This window comes from Streptomyces sp. MMCC 100 (assembly GCF_041538145.2).
Lineage (GTDB): Bacteria > Actinomycetota > Actinomycetes > Streptomycetales > Streptomycetaceae > Streptomyces.
In genome coordinates, this window is record NZ_JBGORK020000001.1 from 354,402 (window position 1) to 372,306 (window position 17,905).

At 71.6% G+C, this 17,905-nt stretch carries 17 protein-coding genes and 1 tRNA gene; 13 read left to right on the top strand and 5 right to left on the bottom strand.

Annotated elements, in window-relative coordinates; genetic code table 11:
- Positions 1–40: 40 nt before the first annotated feature.
- Positions 41–1,639, bottom strand: a complete 1,599-nt coding sequence (locus tag ABS735_RS01790) for a potassium/proton antiporter (RefSeq protein ID WP_373902809.1) — start codon at positions 1,637–1,639, stop codon at positions 41–43.
- Positions 1,640–1,876: 237 nt separating this feature from the next.
- Between ABS735_RS01790 and ABS735_RS01795 the strand changes: the two genes are divergently transcribed.
- The gene (locus ABS735_RS01795; protein WP_373902810.1) at positions 1,877–4,654 is read left to right on the top strand and encodes a penicillin acylase family protein; all 2,778 of its coding nucleotides are present in this window, start codon (positions 1,877–1,879) and stop codon (positions 4,652–4,654) included.
- 78 nt (positions 4,655–4,732) lie between these two features.
- Here ABS735_RS01795 and ABS735_RS01800 read toward each other — a convergent pair whose 3' ends face one another.
- On the bottom strand, positions 4,733–5,347 hold the full coding sequence (locus ABS735_RS01800) for a 5-formyltetrahydrofolate cyclo-ligase (RefSeq protein ID WP_373902811.1): 615 nt from the start codon (positions 5,345–5,347) through the stop codon (positions 4,733–4,735).
- Positions 5,348–5,440: 93 nt separating this feature from the next.
- On the opposite strand from ABS735_RS01800, the gene galU reads away from it, so the two are divergent.
- The 7 genes from galU (at position 5,441) to ABS735_RS01835 (ending at position 11,108) form a co-directional block, all read left to right on the top strand.
- Positions 5,441–6,343, top strand: coding sequence for a UTP--glucose-1-phosphate uridylyltransferase GalU (gene galU, locus ABS735_RS01805; RefSeq protein WP_373902812.1), 903 nt, complete (start codon positions 5,441–5,443; stop codon positions 6,341–6,343).
- Between the two features lie 5 nt (positions 6,344–6,348).
- Positions 6,349–7,698 carry a molybdotransferase-like divisome protein Glp gene (gene glp / locus ABS735_RS01810; RefSeq protein ID WP_373902813.1) on the top strand — a complete coding sequence of 450 codons (1,350 nt, stop codon included), beginning with the start codon at positions 6,349–6,351 and terminating at the stop codon, positions 7,696–7,698.
- 86 nt (positions 7,699–7,784) lie between these two features.
- Entirely contained in the window at positions 7,785–8,297 is a 513-nt protein-coding gene (gene moaC / locus ABS735_RS01815; protein WP_373902814.1) for a cyclic pyranopterin monophosphate synthase MoaC, read from the top strand.
- A complete protein-coding gene (locus ABS735_RS01820; RefSeq protein WP_373902815.1) occupies positions 8,294–8,833 on the top strand; it encodes a MogA/MoaB family molybdenum cofactor biosynthesis protein in 540 nt (179 codons plus the stop codon). The genes moaC and ABS735_RS01820 overlap by 4 nt, the downstream gene beginning before the upstream one ends.
- Positions 8,830–9,510 carry a GNAT family N-acetyltransferase gene (locus ABS735_RS01825; protein WP_373902975.1) on the top strand — a complete coding sequence of 227 codons (681 nt, stop codon included), beginning with the start codon at positions 8,830–8,832 and terminating at the stop codon, positions 9,508–9,510. The genes ABS735_RS01820 and ABS735_RS01825 overlap by 4 nt, the downstream gene beginning before the upstream one ends.
- Positions 9,511–9,682: 172 nt before the next feature.
- Positions 9,683–10,939: a divisome protein SepX/GlpR gene (sepX, locus tag ABS735_RS01830; protein WP_373902816.1), complete on the top strand. Its 1,257-nt coding sequence runs from the start codon at positions 9,683–9,685 to the stop codon at positions 10,937–10,939.
- A 95-nt stretch (positions 10,940–11,034) separates the two neighbouring features.
- Positions 11,035–11,108, top strand: a tRNA-Ala gene (locus tag ABS735_RS01835).
- 138 nt (positions 11,109–11,246) lie between these two features.
- Here the strand turns inward: ABS735_RS01835 and ABS735_RS01840 are convergent.
- Positions 11,247–11,732 (bottom strand): GNAT family N-acetyltransferase, encoded by a 486-nt coding sequence (locus ABS735_RS01840; RefSeq protein WP_373902817.1) that lies wholly within the window; start codon positions 11,730–11,732, stop codon positions 11,247–11,249.
- Between the two features lie 68 nt (positions 11,733–11,800).
- On the opposite strand from ABS735_RS01840, the gene ABS735_RS01845 reads away from it, so the two are divergent.
- Positions 11,801–12,604 carry an exodeoxyribonuclease III gene (locus ABS735_RS01845; RefSeq protein WP_373902818.1) on the top strand — a complete coding sequence of 268 codons (804 nt, stop codon included), beginning with the start codon at positions 11,801–11,803 and terminating at the stop codon, positions 12,602–12,604.
- A gap of 51 nt (positions 12,605–12,655) precedes the next feature.
- Here the strand turns inward: ABS735_RS01845 and ABS735_RS01850 are convergent, their stop codons facing one another.
- A complete protein-coding gene (locus tag ABS735_RS01850; RefSeq protein ID WP_373902819.1) occupies positions 12,656–13,378 on the bottom strand; it encodes a recombinase family protein in 723 nt (240 codons plus the stop codon).
- A 15-nt stretch (positions 13,379–13,393) separates the two neighbouring features.
- Positions 13,394–14,047: a MerR family transcriptional regulator gene (locus ABS735_RS01855; protein WP_373902821.1), complete on the bottom strand. Its 654-nt coding sequence runs from the start codon at positions 14,045–14,047 to the stop codon at positions 13,394–13,396.
- A 160-nt stretch (positions 14,048–14,207) separates the two neighbouring features.
- On the opposite strand from ABS735_RS01855, the gene ABS735_RS01860 reads away from it, so the two are divergent.
- From ABS735_RS01860 to ABS735_RS01875, 4 genes are all read left to right on the top strand, one after another.
- Complete coding sequence (locus ABS735_RS01860) at positions 14,208–15,749, top strand: flavin-containing monooxygenase (RefSeq protein WP_373902822.1); 1,542 nt, start codon at positions 14,208–14,210, stop codon at positions 15,747–15,749.
- Entirely contained in the window at positions 15,746–16,708 is a 963-nt protein-coding gene (locus tag ABS735_RS01865; protein WP_373902823.1) for an alpha/beta fold hydrolase, read from the top strand. Before ABS735_RS01860 ends, ABS735_RS01865 begins: the two co-directional genes overlap by 4 nt.
- Positions 16,705–17,598, top strand: coding sequence for an SDR family oxidoreductase (locus ABS735_RS01870; RefSeq protein WP_373902824.1), 894 nt, complete (start codon positions 16,705–16,707; stop codon positions 17,596–17,598). The genes ABS735_RS01865 and ABS735_RS01870 overlap by 4 nt, the downstream gene beginning before the upstream one ends.
- Before the next feature lie 88 nt (positions 17,599–17,686).
- Complete coding sequence (locus ABS735_RS01875) at positions 17,687–17,905, top strand: hypothetical protein (protein WP_373902825.1); 219 nt, start codon at positions 17,687–17,689, stop codon at positions 17,903–17,905.

Genomic DNA, 17,905 nt, shown 5'->3' on the forward strand with positions numbered 1-17,905 from the left:
GGAGGGGTGCGGCCTGTGAAAGGGAGCACCCCTCATACGCTCACCTGCGATTGCCGCGGGCGCTCTCGGTACCCCCGGTGCCCAGCCAGCCGGCCAGCTTGCCGCCGTGGCCGACCGCGCGCAGCCGCGCCTCGGCGGCGTCACGGACGGGATCGGTGGCGACCACCAGGAGTTCGTCCCCGCGTCGCAGCCCCGTGGTCGGCAGCGGTACGAAGGACGTCCCGTCGCGGACGATCAGCGTGACGGCGGACCCGGTGGGCAGCCGCAGTTCGTTGACCTCGACGCCGTGCATCTTCGAGCCCTCGGGGATCGTCACGGACAGCAGGTGCCCGCGCAGCCGCTCCAGGGGCGCCGACTCGATGCCGAGGTCGGCGGCCTCGTCGCCCTTGCCCAGGCGCAGCTTGCGGGCCAGCCACGGCAGTGTCGGGCCCTGGACCAGGGTGTAGACGACGACCAGCACGAAGACGATGTTGAAGATCCGGTGACTGCCGGTGACGCCCTGCACCATGGGGATCGTCGCCAGGATGATGGGCACCGCGCCGCGCAGCCCGGCCCACGACATCAGGGCCTGCTCCTGCCACGGCACCCGGAAGGGCACCAGGCACAGCACGATGCTCAGCGGACGCGCGACCATGGTGAGCACCAGGCCGATGACGAGGGCGGGCAGGATGTCGTCGCCCAGTTCGTGCGGGGTGACCAGCAGGCCGAGCAGGACGAACATGCCGATCTGGGCGAGCCAGCCGAGTCCGTCGGCGAAGCCCCGGGTGGCGGGCCAGTGCGGCAGCCGCGCGTTGCCCATGACCATCGAGGCGAGGTAGACGGCCAGGAAGCCGCTGCCGTGGGCCATCGCGCCGGCCGCGTAGGCCGCGATGGCGATCGACAGGACGGCGATGGGGTAGAGGCCGGAGGCGGGCAGCGCGACGTGCTTCAGCCCCCAGGAGCCCAGCCAGCCCACCGCGAGTCCGATGGCCGCGCCGATGGTCAGTTCCAGGGCGATCTCGCCGAGCAGCACGTACCAGTGCTCGATCGGGCCGGCCGTGGAGAAGGCGACCACGAGGATGACCACGGGGGCGTCGTTGAAGCCGGACTCGGCCTCGAGCGTGCCCGTTATCCGCTTGGGCAGCGGAATCCGGCGCAGCACGGAGAAGACGGCCGCGGCGTCCGTGGAGGAGACCACGGCCCCGACGATGAGTGCCTGCCGCCACTCGAGACCGGTCAGGTAGTGCGCGCCCGCCGCGGTCACGCCGACGCTCACCGCGACTCCGCCCAGGGCCAGCGCGGAGGCGGCCGGGAGGGCCGGTTTCGCCTCCTTCCACTTCGTGCCGAGTCCGCCCTCGGCCAGGATCACGACGAGGGCCCCGTAACCGATCACCTGGACCAGTTCGGCGTTGTCGAACTTGATGTCGCCGATGCCGTCCTGGCCCATGGCGACGCCGATGGCCAGGTAGACGAGCAGGCTGGGGAGCCCGCTGCGCGAGGAGATCCGGACCGCCGCCACGGCGATGAGCAGGACGAGCGAGCAGACGAGCAGGAGCTGGTTGAGGTGGTGGACAGTCAGCGGCCGTTCCCTTCCCTGGCGCACAGCACGGATCACAGCGTGGGCGAACGCGCCCGCGTTGTGCGCGAGGCGCACCTCCATGGCACACGAATCCGCCATACTGCGCGGGCAACTACTTCGTTACCTTACCTAACTCTTGACGCTTTCTTGACGCTCGGCTGGCAAGATCGAACGCTCGTGCGTCCCAGTACCCGACTCCGCGTCAAGGCGGAGCCGGGCCTGCGCCTACAGTTGCTCCAGCGCTCGGCGCTCAGCGCTCAGCCTCCGTACGAAGCACAGCCCGCCCCTGCCGCTCGTGTTAGGACAGCAAGGACAGCGATGCCCCCCACCACCACCGCCTCCCCGGGTCAGCAGTCCGGCACGTCCGGCAGGAAGAAGGGGCGCAAGGGCCGCCTGCTCGTGCTCGTGCTCGTCCTGGCCCTCATCGGCGGCCTCGCCTACGGGGCGTACTGGTCGATCAGCACGGTCCGGGCGTCCTTCCCGCAGACCAAGGGCTCGATCACGCTGGACGGCCTGTCGGGCCCGGTCGACGTCAAGCGCGACGGGTACGGCATTCCGCAGGTCTACGCCTCCACCGAGGAGGACCTGTTCATGGCGCAGGGTTACGTCCAGGCGCAGGACCGGTTCTACGAGATGGACGTCCGCCGGCACATGACCGCCGGGCGCCTGTCGGAGATGTTCGGCAAGAGCCAGATCGACAACGACGAGTTCCTGCGCACCCTGGGCTGGCACCGGGTGGCGAAGAAGGAGTACGACGAGAAACTGTCGGACTCCACGAAGAAGTACCTCCAGGCGTACTCCAAGGGCGTCAACGCCTACCTGAAGGGCAAGGACGGCGCGGACATCTCCCTGGAGTACGCGGCCCTCGGGTTCACCAACGACTACAAGCCCCAGGAGTGGACCCCGGTCGACTCGGTGGCCTGGCTGAAGGCGATGGCCTGGGACCTGCGCGGCAACATGCAGGACGAGGTCGACCGCGCCCTGATGACCAGCCGTCTCGGCCCCAAGCAGATTGCCGACCTCTACCCGGCGTACCCGTACGACCGCAACAAGGCGATCGTCCAGGAGGGTCAGTACGACGAGCTCACCCAGACGTTCGACGGCGGCGGTGCGTCGGGCAGCGGTGACAGCGACGGCACGGGCACCGGCACCGGGACGGGCACGGGAACCGGCACAGGCACCGGTTCCGGCAACGCCCTCCAGGGACAACTGGCGGGCCTCCAGGAGGTCCTGGACGACGTCCCCACCGCCGTCGGCGTGAACGGCAACGGCATCGGCTCCAACTCCTGGGTCGTCTCCGGCAAGCACACCATCACCGGCAAGCCGCTGCTGGCCAACGACCCGCACCTGTCGCCGTCCCTGCCGTCCGTCTGGTACCAGATGGGCCTGCACTGCCGCACCGTCTCCGCCAAGTGCCAGTACGACGTGGCCGGCTACACCTTCGCGGGCATGCCCGGCGTGGTCATCGGCCACAACCAGGAGATCGCCTGGGGCCTGACCAACTCCGGCGCCGACGTCACCGACCTCTACCTGGAGAAGATCACCGGCGAGGGCTACCAGTACGACGGCAAGGTGGTCCCGTTCGAGACGCGCGAGGAGACCATCAAGGTCGCCGGCGGCGACTCCAAGAAGATCGTCGTCCGCGAGACCAACAACGGCCCCCTGCTCTCCGACCGCGACGACGAGCTGGTGAAGACCGGCAAGAAGGCCACCGTCGACAGCGCCGCCCCCGACCGCGGCGACGGCTACGGCGTCGCCCTGCGCTGGACGGCGCTGGAGGCGGGCACCACCATGGACGCCGTCTTCGCGATCGACCGGGCGCAGAACTGGGACGACTTCCGCGAGGCCGCCACGCTGTTCGACGTGCCCTCGCAGAACCTGGTCTACGCCGACGGCGAGCACATCGGCTACACGCTGCCCGGCCGGATCCCGGTGCGCGCCGAGGGCCACGACGGCTCGGTCCCGGCGCCGGGCTGGAGCTCCAAGTACCGCTGGACCGGCGAGTACATCGACCAGGACGAGCTGCCCTACGAGTACGACCCGGAGCGCGGCTACATCGTGACCGCCAACCAGGCCGTCGTCGACGAGGACGATTACCCGTACACGCTGACCACGGACTGGGGCTACGGCGCCCGGAGTCAGCGCATCACCTCCCTGATCGAGCAGAAGATCAAGGACGGCGGCAAGATCTCCACCGACGACATGCGCCAGATGCAGCTGGACAACAGCAGCGAGATGGCCAAGCTGCTCGTGCCCCAGCTGCTGAAGATCGACATCGCCGACAAGGACGTCCGCGAGGCGCAGAAGCTGCTGGAGGGCTGGGACTACACGCAGGACGCCGACTCGGCCGCCGCCGCCTACTTCAACGCCGTCTGGCGCAACATCCTCAAGCTCGCCTTCGGCAACAAACTGCCCAAGGAGCTGCGGGCCGAGGGCCAGTGCCTGTGGGTCGACCCCGTCAACACCACCGGCCCGGCGGACGAGACCAACAAGGTCCGCGAGTGCGGCCAGCGCGACGCCGGCCAGGCGCAGCCGGACGGCGGCGACCGCTGGTTCGAGGTGGTCCGCACGCTGATGGAGAAGCCCAAGAGCGACTGGTGGACGACGCCCGCCTCGGGCACCCGCAAGGGCGCCGACCACAACCGCGACGACCTGTTCAAGCGCGCCATGGTCGACGCCCGCTGGGAGCTGACGGCCAAGCTCGGCAAGGACATCGACACCTGGAACTGGGGCCGGCTGCACCGCCTGTTCCTGAAGAACCAGACCCTGGGCACCGAGGGCCCCGGCTTCCTCAAGTACGCCCTCAACCGCGGCCCCTGGAAGCTCAGCGGCGGCGAGGCGGCGGTCAACGCCTCCGGCTGGAACGCGGCCGGCGGCTACGGGGTGATCTGGGTGCCGTCCATGCGGATGGTGGTCAACCTCGGCGACCTCGACAAGTCCCGCTGGATCAACCTCACCGGCGCCTCCGGACACGCCTACAGCGCCCACTACACCGACCAGACCGACAAGTGGGCCGAGGGCGAGCTGCTGCCGTGGTCCTTCACCAAGAAGGCGGTCGACGAGAGCACGAGCGACACGCTGGTGCTCAAGCCGTAGCCGGACCACGGACCCCGCTGACGCAAAACGGCCTCCACGCGCGCGTGGAGGCCGTTTTCGATCCCAGCGGACCCGGCGTCAGCGGAACCTGCGCACCCCCGACGGCGTCACCACCGCGTCCACCGGCCGGTCGTGCGGCTCCGCGGGGACGCGCGCGACGACCTCGCGGTCGTACAGCAGCACCAGCAGCGCGGGCCGCGCGCCCGCCGCCTCCAGGCGCGCGAGCACCCGGTCGTACGACCCGCCGCCGCGCCCGAGCCGCAGGCCGCGGCCGTCCACCGCCACCCCCGGCAGCAGCACGACGTCCGCCCGCGTCACCGCGTCCGGCCCCAAGCGCTCACCGGCGGGCTCGAACAGCTCCATCCGCCCGCCGTGCCGCACGCGCGCGAGGGAGTCCTCCCCGGTGTACTCGCCCCAGTCCAGGTCGTTGTCCGGCAGCAGCGCGGGCAGCAGGACGCGCACGCCCCGTGCGCGCAGCGCGTCGAGGAGCGCGAGGGTGCCCGGCTCGGCGCCCACGGAGACGTACGCCGCGACGGCGCGCGCCCCCGCCACCTCCGGCAGCCCGAGCGCCCGCCCGGCCAGCGCGTCCGCGGCTTCCCGCACGTCATCCGGTGTCAACCTGCTCCTCGCCGCGAGGAAATCCCGCCGCAATGTCCGCTTGTCAGGTTCGTCCACAGGGCCGTTGTGAGGCATGGGTGACTCCTCTACCGCGCTCATGCGCTCATATGAGCACCAAGGATCTCGAGTCACAGATTCTCCCTATAGGCACCGGATAGGGTGGCGCGCATGACTCAGTCCCACCCCAGGATCAGCAAGGCTGTCATCCCAGCAGCCGGCCTCGGTACCCGGTTCCTGCCGGCCACCAAGGCCACTCCCAAGGAGATGCTGCCGGTCGTCGACAAGCCGGCGATCCAGTACGTGGTCGAAGAGGCCGTGGCCGCGGGCCTCGGCGACGTGCTCATGGTCACGGGCCGCAACAAGCGCCCCCTGGAGGACCACTTCGACCGCAATTACGAACTGGAGTCCGCCCTCCAGAAGAAGGGCGACGCGGGCCGCCTGGCCAAGGTCCAGGAGTCCAGCGACCTCGCGATGATCCACTACGTCCGCCAGGGCGACCCCAAGGGCCTCGGCCACGCCGTGCTGTGCGCCGCCCCGCACGTCGGCCACGAGCCCTTCGCGGTCCTGCTCGGCGACGACCTGATCGACCCGCGCGACCCGCTGCTCCAGCGCATGATCGACGTCCAGGAGCAGTACGGCGGCAGCGTGATCGCCCTCATGGAGGTCGCACCGGAGCAGATCCACCTCTACGGCTGCGCCTCCGTCGCCCCGACCGGCGACGGCGACGTCGTCAAGGTCACCGGGCTGGTCGAGAAGCCCGACGCGGCCGACGCGCCCTCCAACTACGCCGTCATCGGCCGTTACGTCCTCGACCCGCGCATCTTCGACATACTGCGCAAGACCGAGCCCGGCCGCGGCGGTGAGATCCAGATCACCGACGCCCTCCAGCAGTTGGCGGCGGACGAGAAGGCCGGCGGCCCAGTGCACGGCGTCGTCTTCAAGGGCCGCCGCTATGACACCGGCGACCGCGGCGACTACCTGCGTGCCATTGTCAGACTCGCATGCGAACGTGAAGACCTGGGCCCGGACTTCCGGACCTGGCTTCGCAGTTTCGTAGCCGAGGAGATGTAAGGACGTTGAGCAGCAGCGCGCACCGTGACACCGGTCACGACCACGCCACCGCGGGCCCCGGTCCGGACCGGCCGTGGTCGGTCCAGGAGCACCTGGACGACGTCCTCGCCACCGTCCGCCCCCTGGACCCCATCGAGCTGAACCTGCTCGACGCCCAGGGCTGCGTCCTGGTCGACGACATCACGGTGCCGCTGTCCCTGCCGCCGTTCGACAACAGCTCCATGGACGGGTACGCGGTGCGGGTCACCGATGTCGCGGGCGCCAGCGAGGAGTTCCCCGCCGTCCTGGAGGTCGTCGGCGACGTCGCCGCCGGCCAGCCCGACCCGCCGTCCGTGGGCCCCGGCCAGGCCGCCCGCATCATGACCGGCGCCCCGCTCCCGCCCGGCGCCGAGGCCGTCGTCCCCGTGGAGTGGACCGACGGCGGGCTCGGCGAGGGCCCCGTGGCCGGCATGCGGGCCCGCAGCCTGGCCCCCGAGGGCGCCGAGGGCCACGTCCACGTGTACCGGCCGGCCGAGGAGCGCGCGCACGTCCGCGCCAAGGGCAGCGACGTCCGCTCCGGAGACCGCGCCCTGACGGCCGGCACCGTGCTCGGCCCGCCGCAGATCGGCCTGCTCGCCGCGATCGGCCGGGGCACGGTACGGGTGCGCCCGCGCCCGCGCGTGGTGGTGCTCTCCACCGGCAGCGAACTCGTCCAGCCCGACGAGCAGCTGGCGTCCGGTCAGATCTACGACTCCAACAGCTTCGCCCTCACCGCGGCCGCCCGCGACGCCGGCGCCATCGCCTACCGGGTGGGCGCCGTCACCGACGACGCCGACACCCTGCGGTCCACCATCGAGGACCAACTGGTGCGCGCCGACCTGATGGTCACCACCGGCGGAGTGAGCGTCGGGGCGTACGACGTGGTCAAGGAGGCCCTGGCGCACGTCGGCGACGAGGACGAGCCGGGCGGCGGCGTGGACTTCCGCAAGCTCGCCATGCAGCCCGGCAAGCCCCAGGGCTTCGGCTCCGTCGGCCCCGACCACACCCCGCTGCTCGCGTTGCCCGGCAACCCGGTGTCGTCGTACGTCTCCTTCGAGCTGTTCGTGCGCCCCGCGATCCGCACCCTCATGGGTCTGCCCGACGTGCACCGTCCGACGGTCACCGCGTCCCTGACCGCGGACAAGGCGCTGACCTCGCCGAAGGGCCGCCGGCAGTTCCTGCGGGGCAGCCATGCCGACGGATCGGTCACCCCGGTCGGCGGCTCCGGTTCGCACCTCGTGGCCGCCCTCGCGCACGCGAACGCGCTGATCGTCGTACCCGAGGACACCGAGTCCGTCGAGCCCGGCGCCGAGGTCGAGGTGGTCCTGCTCGGCTGACCCGGCCCCGATGGCGGTACCGTGTCGCGCACAGCAGGCCCACGCGCCGCACCGCGCCGGGCCAGGACCGGGAGCGCCACACGAGCATGAGTACCCAGGACCGACCGTCCGGGAGCGGACAGGACCCGCAGGACCGGCTGACGCACATCGACGAGGCGGGCGCCGCCCGGATGGTCGACGTGTCCGGCAAGGACGTGACCGCCCGCACCGCCCGCGCCAGTGGACGCGTCCTCGTCGCGCCCCGCGTGGTCGAGCTGCTGCGCGGTGAGGGCGTACCGAAGGGCGACGCCCTGGCCACCGCGCGGATCGCGGGCATCATGGGCGCCAAACGCACCCCCGACCTGATCCCCTTGTGCCACCCGTTGTCGGTCTCCGGTGTGAAACTGGACCTGTCGGTCGCGGACGACGCCGTGGAGATCACCGCCACGGTGAAGACGACGGATCGCACGGGCGTCGAGATGGAGGCGCTCACCGCGGTCTCCGTCGCCGCGCTCACCGTGGTCGACATGGTCAAGGCGGTCGACAAGGGAGCGGTCATCACGGACGTGCGGGTGGAGCAGAAGACGGGCGGCAAGTCCGGCGACTGGAGCCGGTCATGACGCGGGACGACTCCGCGGCGGGCGCCCTTCCCGGGCCGTACGCCGCCCTGGTCGTCACGGCCTCCAACCGGGCCGCCGCCGGTGTCTACGAGGACAAGGGCGGCCCGCTGATCGCCGAGGGGCTGCGCCGCTTCGGCTTCGCCGTCGACGGTCCACAGGCCGTCCCCGACGGCGACCCCGTCGAAGCCGCCCTCCGTGCGGGCGCCGACGCGGGCTACGACGTGATCGTCACCACCGGCGGCACCGGTATCTCGCCGACCGACCGTACCCCGGAGGCCACCAGGTCCGTGATCGACTACGAGGTGCCGGGCATCGCGGAGGCGATCCGGGCGTACGGCCGGGACAAGGTGCCGACCGCGGTGCTCTCCAGGGGACTGGCCGGAGTGGCGGGCGGCACGCTGATCGTCAACCTGCCGGGCTCCTCCGGCGGGGTGAAGGACGGCCTCGCCGTGCTGGAGCCGCTGCTGAAGCACGCCGTGGACCAGCTGCGCGGCGGCGACCACCCGAGACCCGCCAGTGGTGGGGGTGCGAGCTGAACAGCCCGTCCTGGCCCGCCGAGCTGACGGACGGCGACATCGTCCTGAGGCCGATAAGGCTGCGCGACCAACGGACCTGGCGCGAGGTCAACCGGCGCAACCGGGACTGGCTGCGCCCGTGGGAGGCCACCATTCCGCCGCCCGGGCCCGGCGGCCCCATCGCGCACCGGCCGACCTACCGCCAGATGGTGCGGCACCTGCGCTCCGAGGCCCACGCGGGCCGGATGCTGCCCTTCGTCATCGAGTACCAGGGGCGGCTGGCCGGCCAGTTGACGGTGGCCGGCATCACCTGGGGCTCGATGTGCTCCGGACACGTCGGTTACTGGGTGGACGAGGCGGTGGCCGGCCGCGGGGTGATGCCGACGGCCGTGGCGATGGCCGTGGACCACTGTTTCCGCACCGTCGGACTGCATCGCGTCGAGGTCTGCATTCGCCCCGAGAACGCCCCCAGTCGCCGGGTCGTGGAGAAACTCGGATTCCGTGAGGAGGGCCTCAGGCCGCGTTATCTGCACATCGACGGAGCCTGGCGGGACCATCTCGTCTTCGCGCTCACCGCGGAAGAGGTTCCCGAGGGTCTGCTGCGGCGCTGGCACCGGTCACGGCACCGCAGCACACCGAACGCGGGCAACACCGGAAGCAACGGGAACGCCGGGAACACCGGGAACGCGAGTAATTGAATAAACGTTCGAATTTGATCGGGCTGCGACCGTCCTGAATCGGATAATTTCGCGGTCCGACAGTCGGCTGATCGGATCGGTCACAAGAAAAGTTCGAAATATCAGCCAGATCGTGCGACACACCGGCTCAATTGGCGGATGGCCTCACGCAAACCCCTCTACCGTGTGAGGCGTGAGCAGCAGCGGCCTCATCTACGCAGTCATCGTCGGGGCCTGGGCCGCCTACTTGGTGCCGATGTGGCTCCGTAGGCAGGACGAGCTGAACGAGGCTCGTCCGACGGAACGCTTCAGCACCGCCATCCGGCTGCTGTCCGGACGGGCGGGGATGGAGCGCCGGTACGCCAAGGACCTGCGGGCGCGCCCCGCCGACGAGGCGGAGCCCGACGCCGACGCCCCGGACGCCGTCACCGACTCGGTGGACGTCCGGGCCTTCGCCGTGTCCAGAACCCGACGGCACACCCGGCCGACCCCGCCACAGCGGACGGCGGAGCGGCCCGAAACGGCACGCCCCCAGTCGGGCGGACCCGGGCGCGGACCGAGATCCGGGCAGTCCCCGGAACCCGGCCACTCGGCCGGATCCGGCGCGGCACCGGCGCGGGGGCGGGTGCCGCAGGCCCGGCGCGCGCCCCTCTCTCCGGCGGCGGCCGCGGCACGTGCCCGGCGCACCAAGGTCCTCGCCCGCCGTCGGCGTACGACCGTGATGCTCTTCCTGGCCTTCACGCTCGGCTCGGTCGTCGCGGCGGTCGGCGGACTCGCGTTCCTGTGGGCGCCGGGGGTGCCCGCGGTGCTGCTCAGCGCCTACATCGCCCACCTGCGCGCGCAGGAGCGCCGCCGCTTCGCCTTCCAGATGGACCGCCGCCAGGCCGAGGCCGCCGCACAGCGACTGCGCGACCGCGACCCCCGCCCGCGCCGGCGCGGCCCCGCCGACCCCGGCGGACCCGTCGGCGACCTCGACGCCGAGGAGCCGGACGACGGACCCGAGGCGGAGCCCGGCGCCGGAATGTCGGCGCTCGCCGCGGACCGGCGGGCGCTGGTCGAGCAGACCGACCACGCCGAGTGGGTCGACCAGCAGCGGGAACGCCGAGGGCGCCCGCAGGGCGACAGCTGGGACCCGGTCCCGGTGCCCCTGCCCACCTATGTGACCGCCCCGGTCGCCCCCCGGGCCACGCCCGACGTGGACCTCGCGGCCCCGGACGCGTGGAGCTCGGCGCGCTCCAGCGCCGTCGCGCCCGACCAGGAGGACGCCGCCCAGGCCTCCGGCGCGGACCGGGACCGCCCGGCGGACGCACCGGCCGAGGAGCGCCCGGAGACCCCGGGCCGCAGCGGCGCCCGCCGCGCCGCGTCGGCCCGCCGGGCCAGGGAGCGGGGCCGCACGCCGCTCTTCGACCAGTACGACGACGGCGACCGTCCCCGCGCGGCCAACGAGTAGCCGTGACCGGGAAGGGCACCCCGCCGTTCCGGTCGCGGGCCCGTAAGCGATTTTTGAGCAGGCCGGTCGGGGTGCTAAAGTTTCACTCGTTGCAAGGGCCTGTGGCGCAGTCCGGTAGCGCACCTCGTTCGCATCGAGGGGGCCAGGGGTTCAAATCCCCTCAGGTCCACGCACATTGACGAAGGTCTCGTCCGGTCATCACGATCGGACGGGACCTTCGTCGTTTCCCGGGGCCGATCCCCGGCCCCGTCCGAGCCCCGGCCCCGGACCCGTCCGTGCCGCCGAGGCCCGTCCCTCGCCTACTTGCCTACGGGACCTGGAGAGCCTTTGCGTAGCAGAGGCTGTCCTCGTGGAAGCGGTAGTAGCCGAACTTCCCGCACGGCTCGTAGCCGCTGGACGTGTACAGGGCGACGGCCTCCGGCTGCTTGGTGCCGGTCTCCAGCACCATGCGGGTCCGGCCCGCCGCACGGGCGTCCTCCTCCAGGGCGGCCAGAATGCGCCGGGCCAGCCCGCGCCCGCGCACCTGCTCGATCACGAACATCCGCTTGAGCTCGGCGTCCCCGTCGAGATTCCCCTCGTCGTTGGCGTCCTGGCTGCGCCAGCCGCCGGAGGCGACCGGGACGTCGTTCTCGTCGTACACGATCAGGTACTGGCCGTTCGGCGGTGCGAAGTCCGACGGGTCCAGGTGCGTGGCGTCGCCGCCGTCGCCGTAGCGGACGTCGTACTCGGCCTGGACCTCGTCGTTGAGCTTCACGGCGTCGGGATGGTCGAAGGGGACCCGGCGTATGTTCATGCTGCCTACCGTATATCGATGCGGAGTCCGGAGCGGGACAACGTCCAGTGTGCCGGTATCGTGCCCTGGTGCTCACCGTGACCTCCGTGAACGTGAACGGTCTGCGCGCCGCAGCGAAGAAGGGCTTCGTTCAGTGGCTCGCCGACACCTCCGCCGACGTGCTGTGCCTCCAGGAGGTGCGGGCCGAACCCCACCAACTGCCCGAACACGTCCGGACGCCCGACGGCTGGCATGTGACGCACGCCCCCGCCGCAGCCAAGGGCCGAGCCGGCGTCTCCCTCTATACGCGCCGTGAGCCCGACGCCGTCCGCGTCGGTTTCGGCTCGACGGAGTTCGACACCAGCGGCCGCTACGTCGAGGCCGACCTGCCCGGTGTGACGGTCGCCTCCCTCTACCTGCCCTCCGGCGAGGTCGGCACCGAGCGCCAGGACGAGAAGGTTCGCTTCATGGGCGAGTTCCTCGCCCACCTCAAGGGCCTGCGCGAGCGCGCCGCCGCCGACGGTCGTGAGGTGCTCGTCTGCGGCGACTGGAACATCGCCCACCGCGAGACCGACCTCAAGAACTGGCGCGCCAACAAGAAGAACTCCGGGTTCCTGCCGGAGGAGCGGGAGTGGCTCAGCCGCGTCCTCGATCCGGCGGAGGGCGGGTACGTGGACGTCGTGCGCGCGCTGCACCCGGACGTCGCGGGGCCGTACTCGTGGTGGTCGTACCGGGGGCGGGCCTTCGACAACGATTCGGGTTGGAGGATCGACCTCGCCGCCGCGACCCCCGGGCTGGCTGCCCGGGCGGTCAAGGGGTACGTCGAGCGAGCTGCCAGCCACGAGGAACGCTGGTCGGACCACGCGCCCGTGACAGTGGTCTTCGAGTCCTGACGGGTCGCGCGGCACCGGGTACAGATCCTGCCGCGCGGTCGACGCCGGGGTTCAGCCGGTGTGCCTGCCTGTGCAGCTGCCGAGGACGAAGGACAGACGCGAGGTGCCGGGCCCGGTCAGCCTGGCCGGGCCGCCGCCGCATCGTCCTTTGGCGACTGTGACGCGGGCGCCGCTCTTGAGGAGAATCTCGCGGGTGACCGGCACGTTGGTTCTCGTGGCCTCCCTGTACTGGGTGACTGCGTAGGACTCCAGCCAGTCCGAACGCATGGATGCGGGCGCGGAACACACGTCGCCGCGAGCAGTGGCCCGGCATGCGCAGTCACCATGGGGGTAGCCGTCGCGCGCCGCGAAGTACATGCGACCATCGCATCCTGAGCAGTGAGCGACTGCGGTGAGGAGCGCGTTCGTACTGCGTCTGGGGCGGCTGCCGCTCGAACGCGCTGGGTCGCGGACGGTCTGTCCTTTGTGGATGCGGTGGCCCACGAGGGAGGGACTACGCAGCACCTTGGACAGAGTGCCGGAGGGCCACCGGAATTGCTCGAAGTCACGTCCGTGACGGCGCCCGCCCATGGGCCGGCCCTGGAGCTGGGCATGATGGTCTCGTGGCACCGGCACACCGGCGTCGTTGAGCTTGCGCGCGATTGCGATGAGGGACATCCCCGTTTCCACGTCCGCCACGATCGCCCGGACGAGGGGTGCGGATTCCGGGTCTGGGGCCAGACACCATCCGCTGCCGGACGGATGAGGTGCCTTTCGGTAGCTGAGACGTAGCACGATGGGATGAACGGGTCAGTTTTCTGGCGCCTGCTTCCGTATCCGCCGGTCCAACGCCAGCGACAGTTCCGCCTCCACCACGCTGCGGGCCAGCGGGCGCAGGCGGTGGAGTTCCGGTTCGGGGGCGTGACGCAGGATCAGGTCGGCGAAGAGTTCGGCGAGGGCGTCGGCGTGCTCGCGGACGCGGGCGCCGGCCTGGAGGACCTCGCCGAGCGGGATGCCCTCGCGGACCAGGGCGGAGGAGACCTCAAGGAGGCGGTGGCTGATGTGGACCAGTTCGTCGCCGTCGGTGCCGAGGTAGCCCAGCTCCATCGCGGCGGCCAGGTTCTCCGGGGTGACCTCGCCCTCGAAGCGGGCGGCGAGCTCCTCGGGGGTCAGGCGGACCGGGGTCTCCTCGGTGGGCTCGCCCACGCCGAGCAGGTCGCCGACGTCGCGGCCGTGGTCGAAGGCGTCGGCCAGTTCCGCGATGCCGTTCAGGGTGTGGCCGCGGTCCAGGAGGGCGGCGATGGTGCGCAGGCGGGCCAGGTGGTGGTCGTCGTACCAGGCGATGCGGCCCTCGCGGCGGGGCGGCGGGATCAGTTTGCGTTCGCGGTAGAAGCGCAGGGTGCGCACCGTGATGCCGGCCAGTCGGGCCAGTTCCTCCATGCGGTATTCGCGCTTCTCGGTCACGTCACGACCCTATGGCGTACCGCAGGTAACTTTCCTCCGCCCGACCCCTACCCATGAGTACGGAGCTGCTCTACGCTCCCATTGCGCCAGTGTTCACTGGCACGGTTCCAAGTGGTTCCGAACGGTTCCAGACGGTCCAGGCAAGCGTGGAGGCTCCGGGATGGCCGAGCACGAGCAGGTTCACGAACACGTACGGGTGGCGGTGATCGGGTCCGGCTTCGGCGGGCTGGGGGCCGCCGTGCGGCTGCGCCGCGAAGGGATCACCGACTTCGTCGTACTGGAGCGGTCCGGCAGCGTCGGCGGCACCTGGCGGGACAACAGCTACCCCGGCTGCGCCTGCGACGTGCCGTCCCACCTGTACTCCTTCTCCTTCGCGCCCAACCCCGAGTGGCCGCGCACCTTCTCCGGGCAGGAGCACATCCGCGCCTACCTGGAGCACGTCACCGACACCTTCGGGCTGCGCCCCCACCTCCGCTTCGACTCGGAGGTGAAGCGGATGGCGTGGGACACCGAGCAGCTGCGGTGGGAGATCGAGACCGTGCGCGGCACCCTCACCGCCGACGTCGTCGTCTCCGCGACCGGGCCGCTGTCCGACCCCAAGGTCCCGGACATCCCGGGGCTCGACTCCTTCCCCGGCAAGGTCTTCCACTCGGCCCGCTGGGACCACGACTACGACCTCACCGGCAAGCGCGTGGCCATGATCGGCACCGGCGCGTCGGCCATCCAGATCGTGCCGTCCATCCAGCCGAAGGCCGGCCGGCTCACCCTCTTCCAGCGCACCCCGGCCTGGGTGATGCCCCGTATGGACCGGGCCATCAGCGGCGTCGAGCGGGCCCTGCACCGGGCGGTGCCCGCCACCACCAAGCTGCGGCGCGGGCTGCTGTGGGGCATCAGGGAACTCCAGGTGCAGGCCTTCACCAAGCACCCCGACGAGCTGGGCTTCGTCGAGCAGATCGCCAAGCGCAACATGGGCGCCGCGATCAAGGACCCGGCCCTGCGCGCCAAGCTCACCCCCGACTACCGCATCGGCTGCAAGCGGATCCTGCTGTCGAGCACCTACTACCCGGCGCTCGCCCAGCCCAATGTCGACGTGGTCGCCAGCGGGCTCAGCGAGGTACGGGGGTCGACGCTCGTCGCCGCCGACGGCACCGAGGCCGAGGCGGACGCGATCATCTTCGGCACCGGATTCCACGTCACCGACATGCCGATCGCCGAGCGCGTCGTGGGCGCGGACGGGCGGACGCTGGCCGAGACCTGGAAGGGCGGCATGGAGGCGCTGCGCGGCGGCACGGCGGCCGGCTTCCCCAACTTCATGACGGTCATCGGGCCCAACACCGGCCTCGGGAACTCGTCCATGATCCTGATGATCGAGTCGCAGCTGAACTACATGGCGGACTACCTGCGGCAGCTCAACGTCCTCGGCGGCCGCACCGCCCTCGACCCGCGCCCCGCCGCCGTGCGCAACTGGAACCACCGGGTGCAGGAGCGCATGAAGCGCACGGTGTGGAACACCGGCGGCTGCACCAGCTGGTACCTGGACGCCAGCGGCCGCAACACCACCGTCTGGCCCGGCACGACCGCCGAGTTCCGGCGGGAGACGCGGCGCGTCGACCTCGCGGAGTACCAGGTGCTGCGCCCGAGCCCGGTCGCGGTGAAGGCCGCCGACGAGCACACCGGCGCGGACGCCGAGGTGAGCGCGTGAGCCGCCTGCTGCACGTCGCCGACGGGCCGTACGCCCCGCCCGTGCCCGCCCGCGAGCTGACCGTCACCGCCGCCGACGGCGCCCGCGTCCACGTCGAGGTGCACGGCCCCGAGAACGCGCCCGCGGTCGTCCTCGCGCACGGCTGGTGCTGCTCCACCGCCTTCTGGGCGGCGCAGATCCGCGAACTGGCCGCCGACCACCGGGTCATCGCCTACGACCAGCGCGGCCACGGACGCAGCCCGGCCAACCCGGCGTACGGCACCGAGCCGCTCGCCGACGACCTCGAAGCCGTCCTCACGGCCACCCTCGCGCCGGGCGAACGGGCCGTGGTCGCCGGGCACTCCATGGGCGGGATGACGCTGATGGCCGCGGCGACGCGCCCCGCGGTGCGCGAGCACGCGGCGGCCGTTCTGCTGTGCAGCACGGGCAGCGCGCGGCTGGTGGCGTCCGCCACCGTGCTGCCGATGCGGGCGGGCCGGGTGCGCACCTGGCTGACCCGGCGGATCCTCGGCTCCCGGGCACCGCTCGGGCCGGTCACACCGCTCGCCCGCCGGATCCTCAAGTACGGGACGATGGGCCCCGGTTCGGGCCCGCACATGGTCGAGGCCTGCGCCCGGATCGTGCACGCCTGCCCGAGCCGGGTGCGGCACGGCTGGTCGCAGGTGCTCGACCTGCTCGACCTCGACCACGGGGTACGGGAGTTGCGGATGCCGGTGGAGGTCGTGGTCGGGACGGCCGACCGGCTGACGCCGCCCGTGCAGGCCCGCGCGCTGGCCGCCGCGCTGCCCGACTGCGTGGGCCTGACGGAACTCCCCGGCGTCGGCCACATGTCGCCGGTGGAGGCCCCGGAGCTGGTCGCCGGGAAGATACGGGCCCTCGCTGCCACCTACATACCGAGCGCACGCGGTGAGCGTGCCGCAGACACCGAACACGCCGTACACGCCGAGGAGAGCGCATGAGCAGGGTGAGCCTGGAAGGGCGGGTCGCCGTCGTCACCGGGGCGGCGCGGGGCGTCGGGGAGTTGATGGCCCGCAAGCTGTCCGCGCGCGGGGTGAAGGTGGCGCTGGTCGGACTGGAGCCGGACGAACTCAAGCAGGTCTCCGCCCGGTTGCACAGCGACAGCGAGCACTGGCACGCCGACGTCACCGACCACGAGGCGATGGCCCGGGTGGCGGCGGAGGTCAAGGAGCGGTTCGGGAAGGTCGACATCGTCGTCGCCAACGCGGGTGTGGCCACCGGCGGCCCCTTCGTCGACTCCGACCCGGAGTCCTGGCGGCGGGTCATCGAGGTCAACCTGATCGGCTCGGCCGTCACCGCCCGCGCCTTCCTGCCCGCGCTGCTGGAGAGCCGCGGCTACCTGCTCCAGATCGCCTCGCTGGCCGCCCTCACCCCCGCCCCGATGATGAGCGCCTACTGCGCCTCCAAGTCCGGCGTCGAGGCGTACGCGCACAGCCTGCGCGGCGAGGTCGGCCACCGGGGCGTGAAGGTCGGCGTCGGATATCTGTCGTGGACCGACACCGACATGGTGCGCGGCGCCGACGAGGACGACGTCATGCGCGAGTTGCGGCAGCGGCTGCCCTGGCCGTCGAACAAGACCTATCCGCTGGGCCCGGCGGTCGACCGGCTCGTGGAGGGCGTCGAGCGCCGCTCCGCGCACGTCTACGGGCAGTGGTGGCTGCGCGGCATGCAGGGCGTGCGCGGCTACCTGCCGGCCGTCATCGGTACCGTCGGGCAGCGCGAGATGCGGCGCTTCGGGGACCGGCTGAACGGCCGGCGGATCGGCCTCGTCGGTGCCGGTGGAGCGGCCGACGAACAGCGTCCGACCAGCGCGACTACGGTACGTAAGTGATCGACATGCGCACGGTCACCGCTCGTGTGAATCTGATCGAGCGCCCGGCCGATCCGGTCGGGCCCGATCACCACAGGAGTGAACCCACATGGGTATGAAGGACCAGTTCCAGGACAAGGCCGAGCGCATGCAGCAGCAGGGCAAGCAGCGGGCCGAGCAGGCCAAGGACCAGTTCCAGAACCGCGACCGCCGTCGCGACGAGGACGAGATGGACCCGTCCTCGCGCCGCCGGGAGTCGGAGCACCAGGACCCGTCCTCGCGTCGCCGCGACGAGGACGAGCGCTTCCAGGAGAGCTTCGACGCCTGA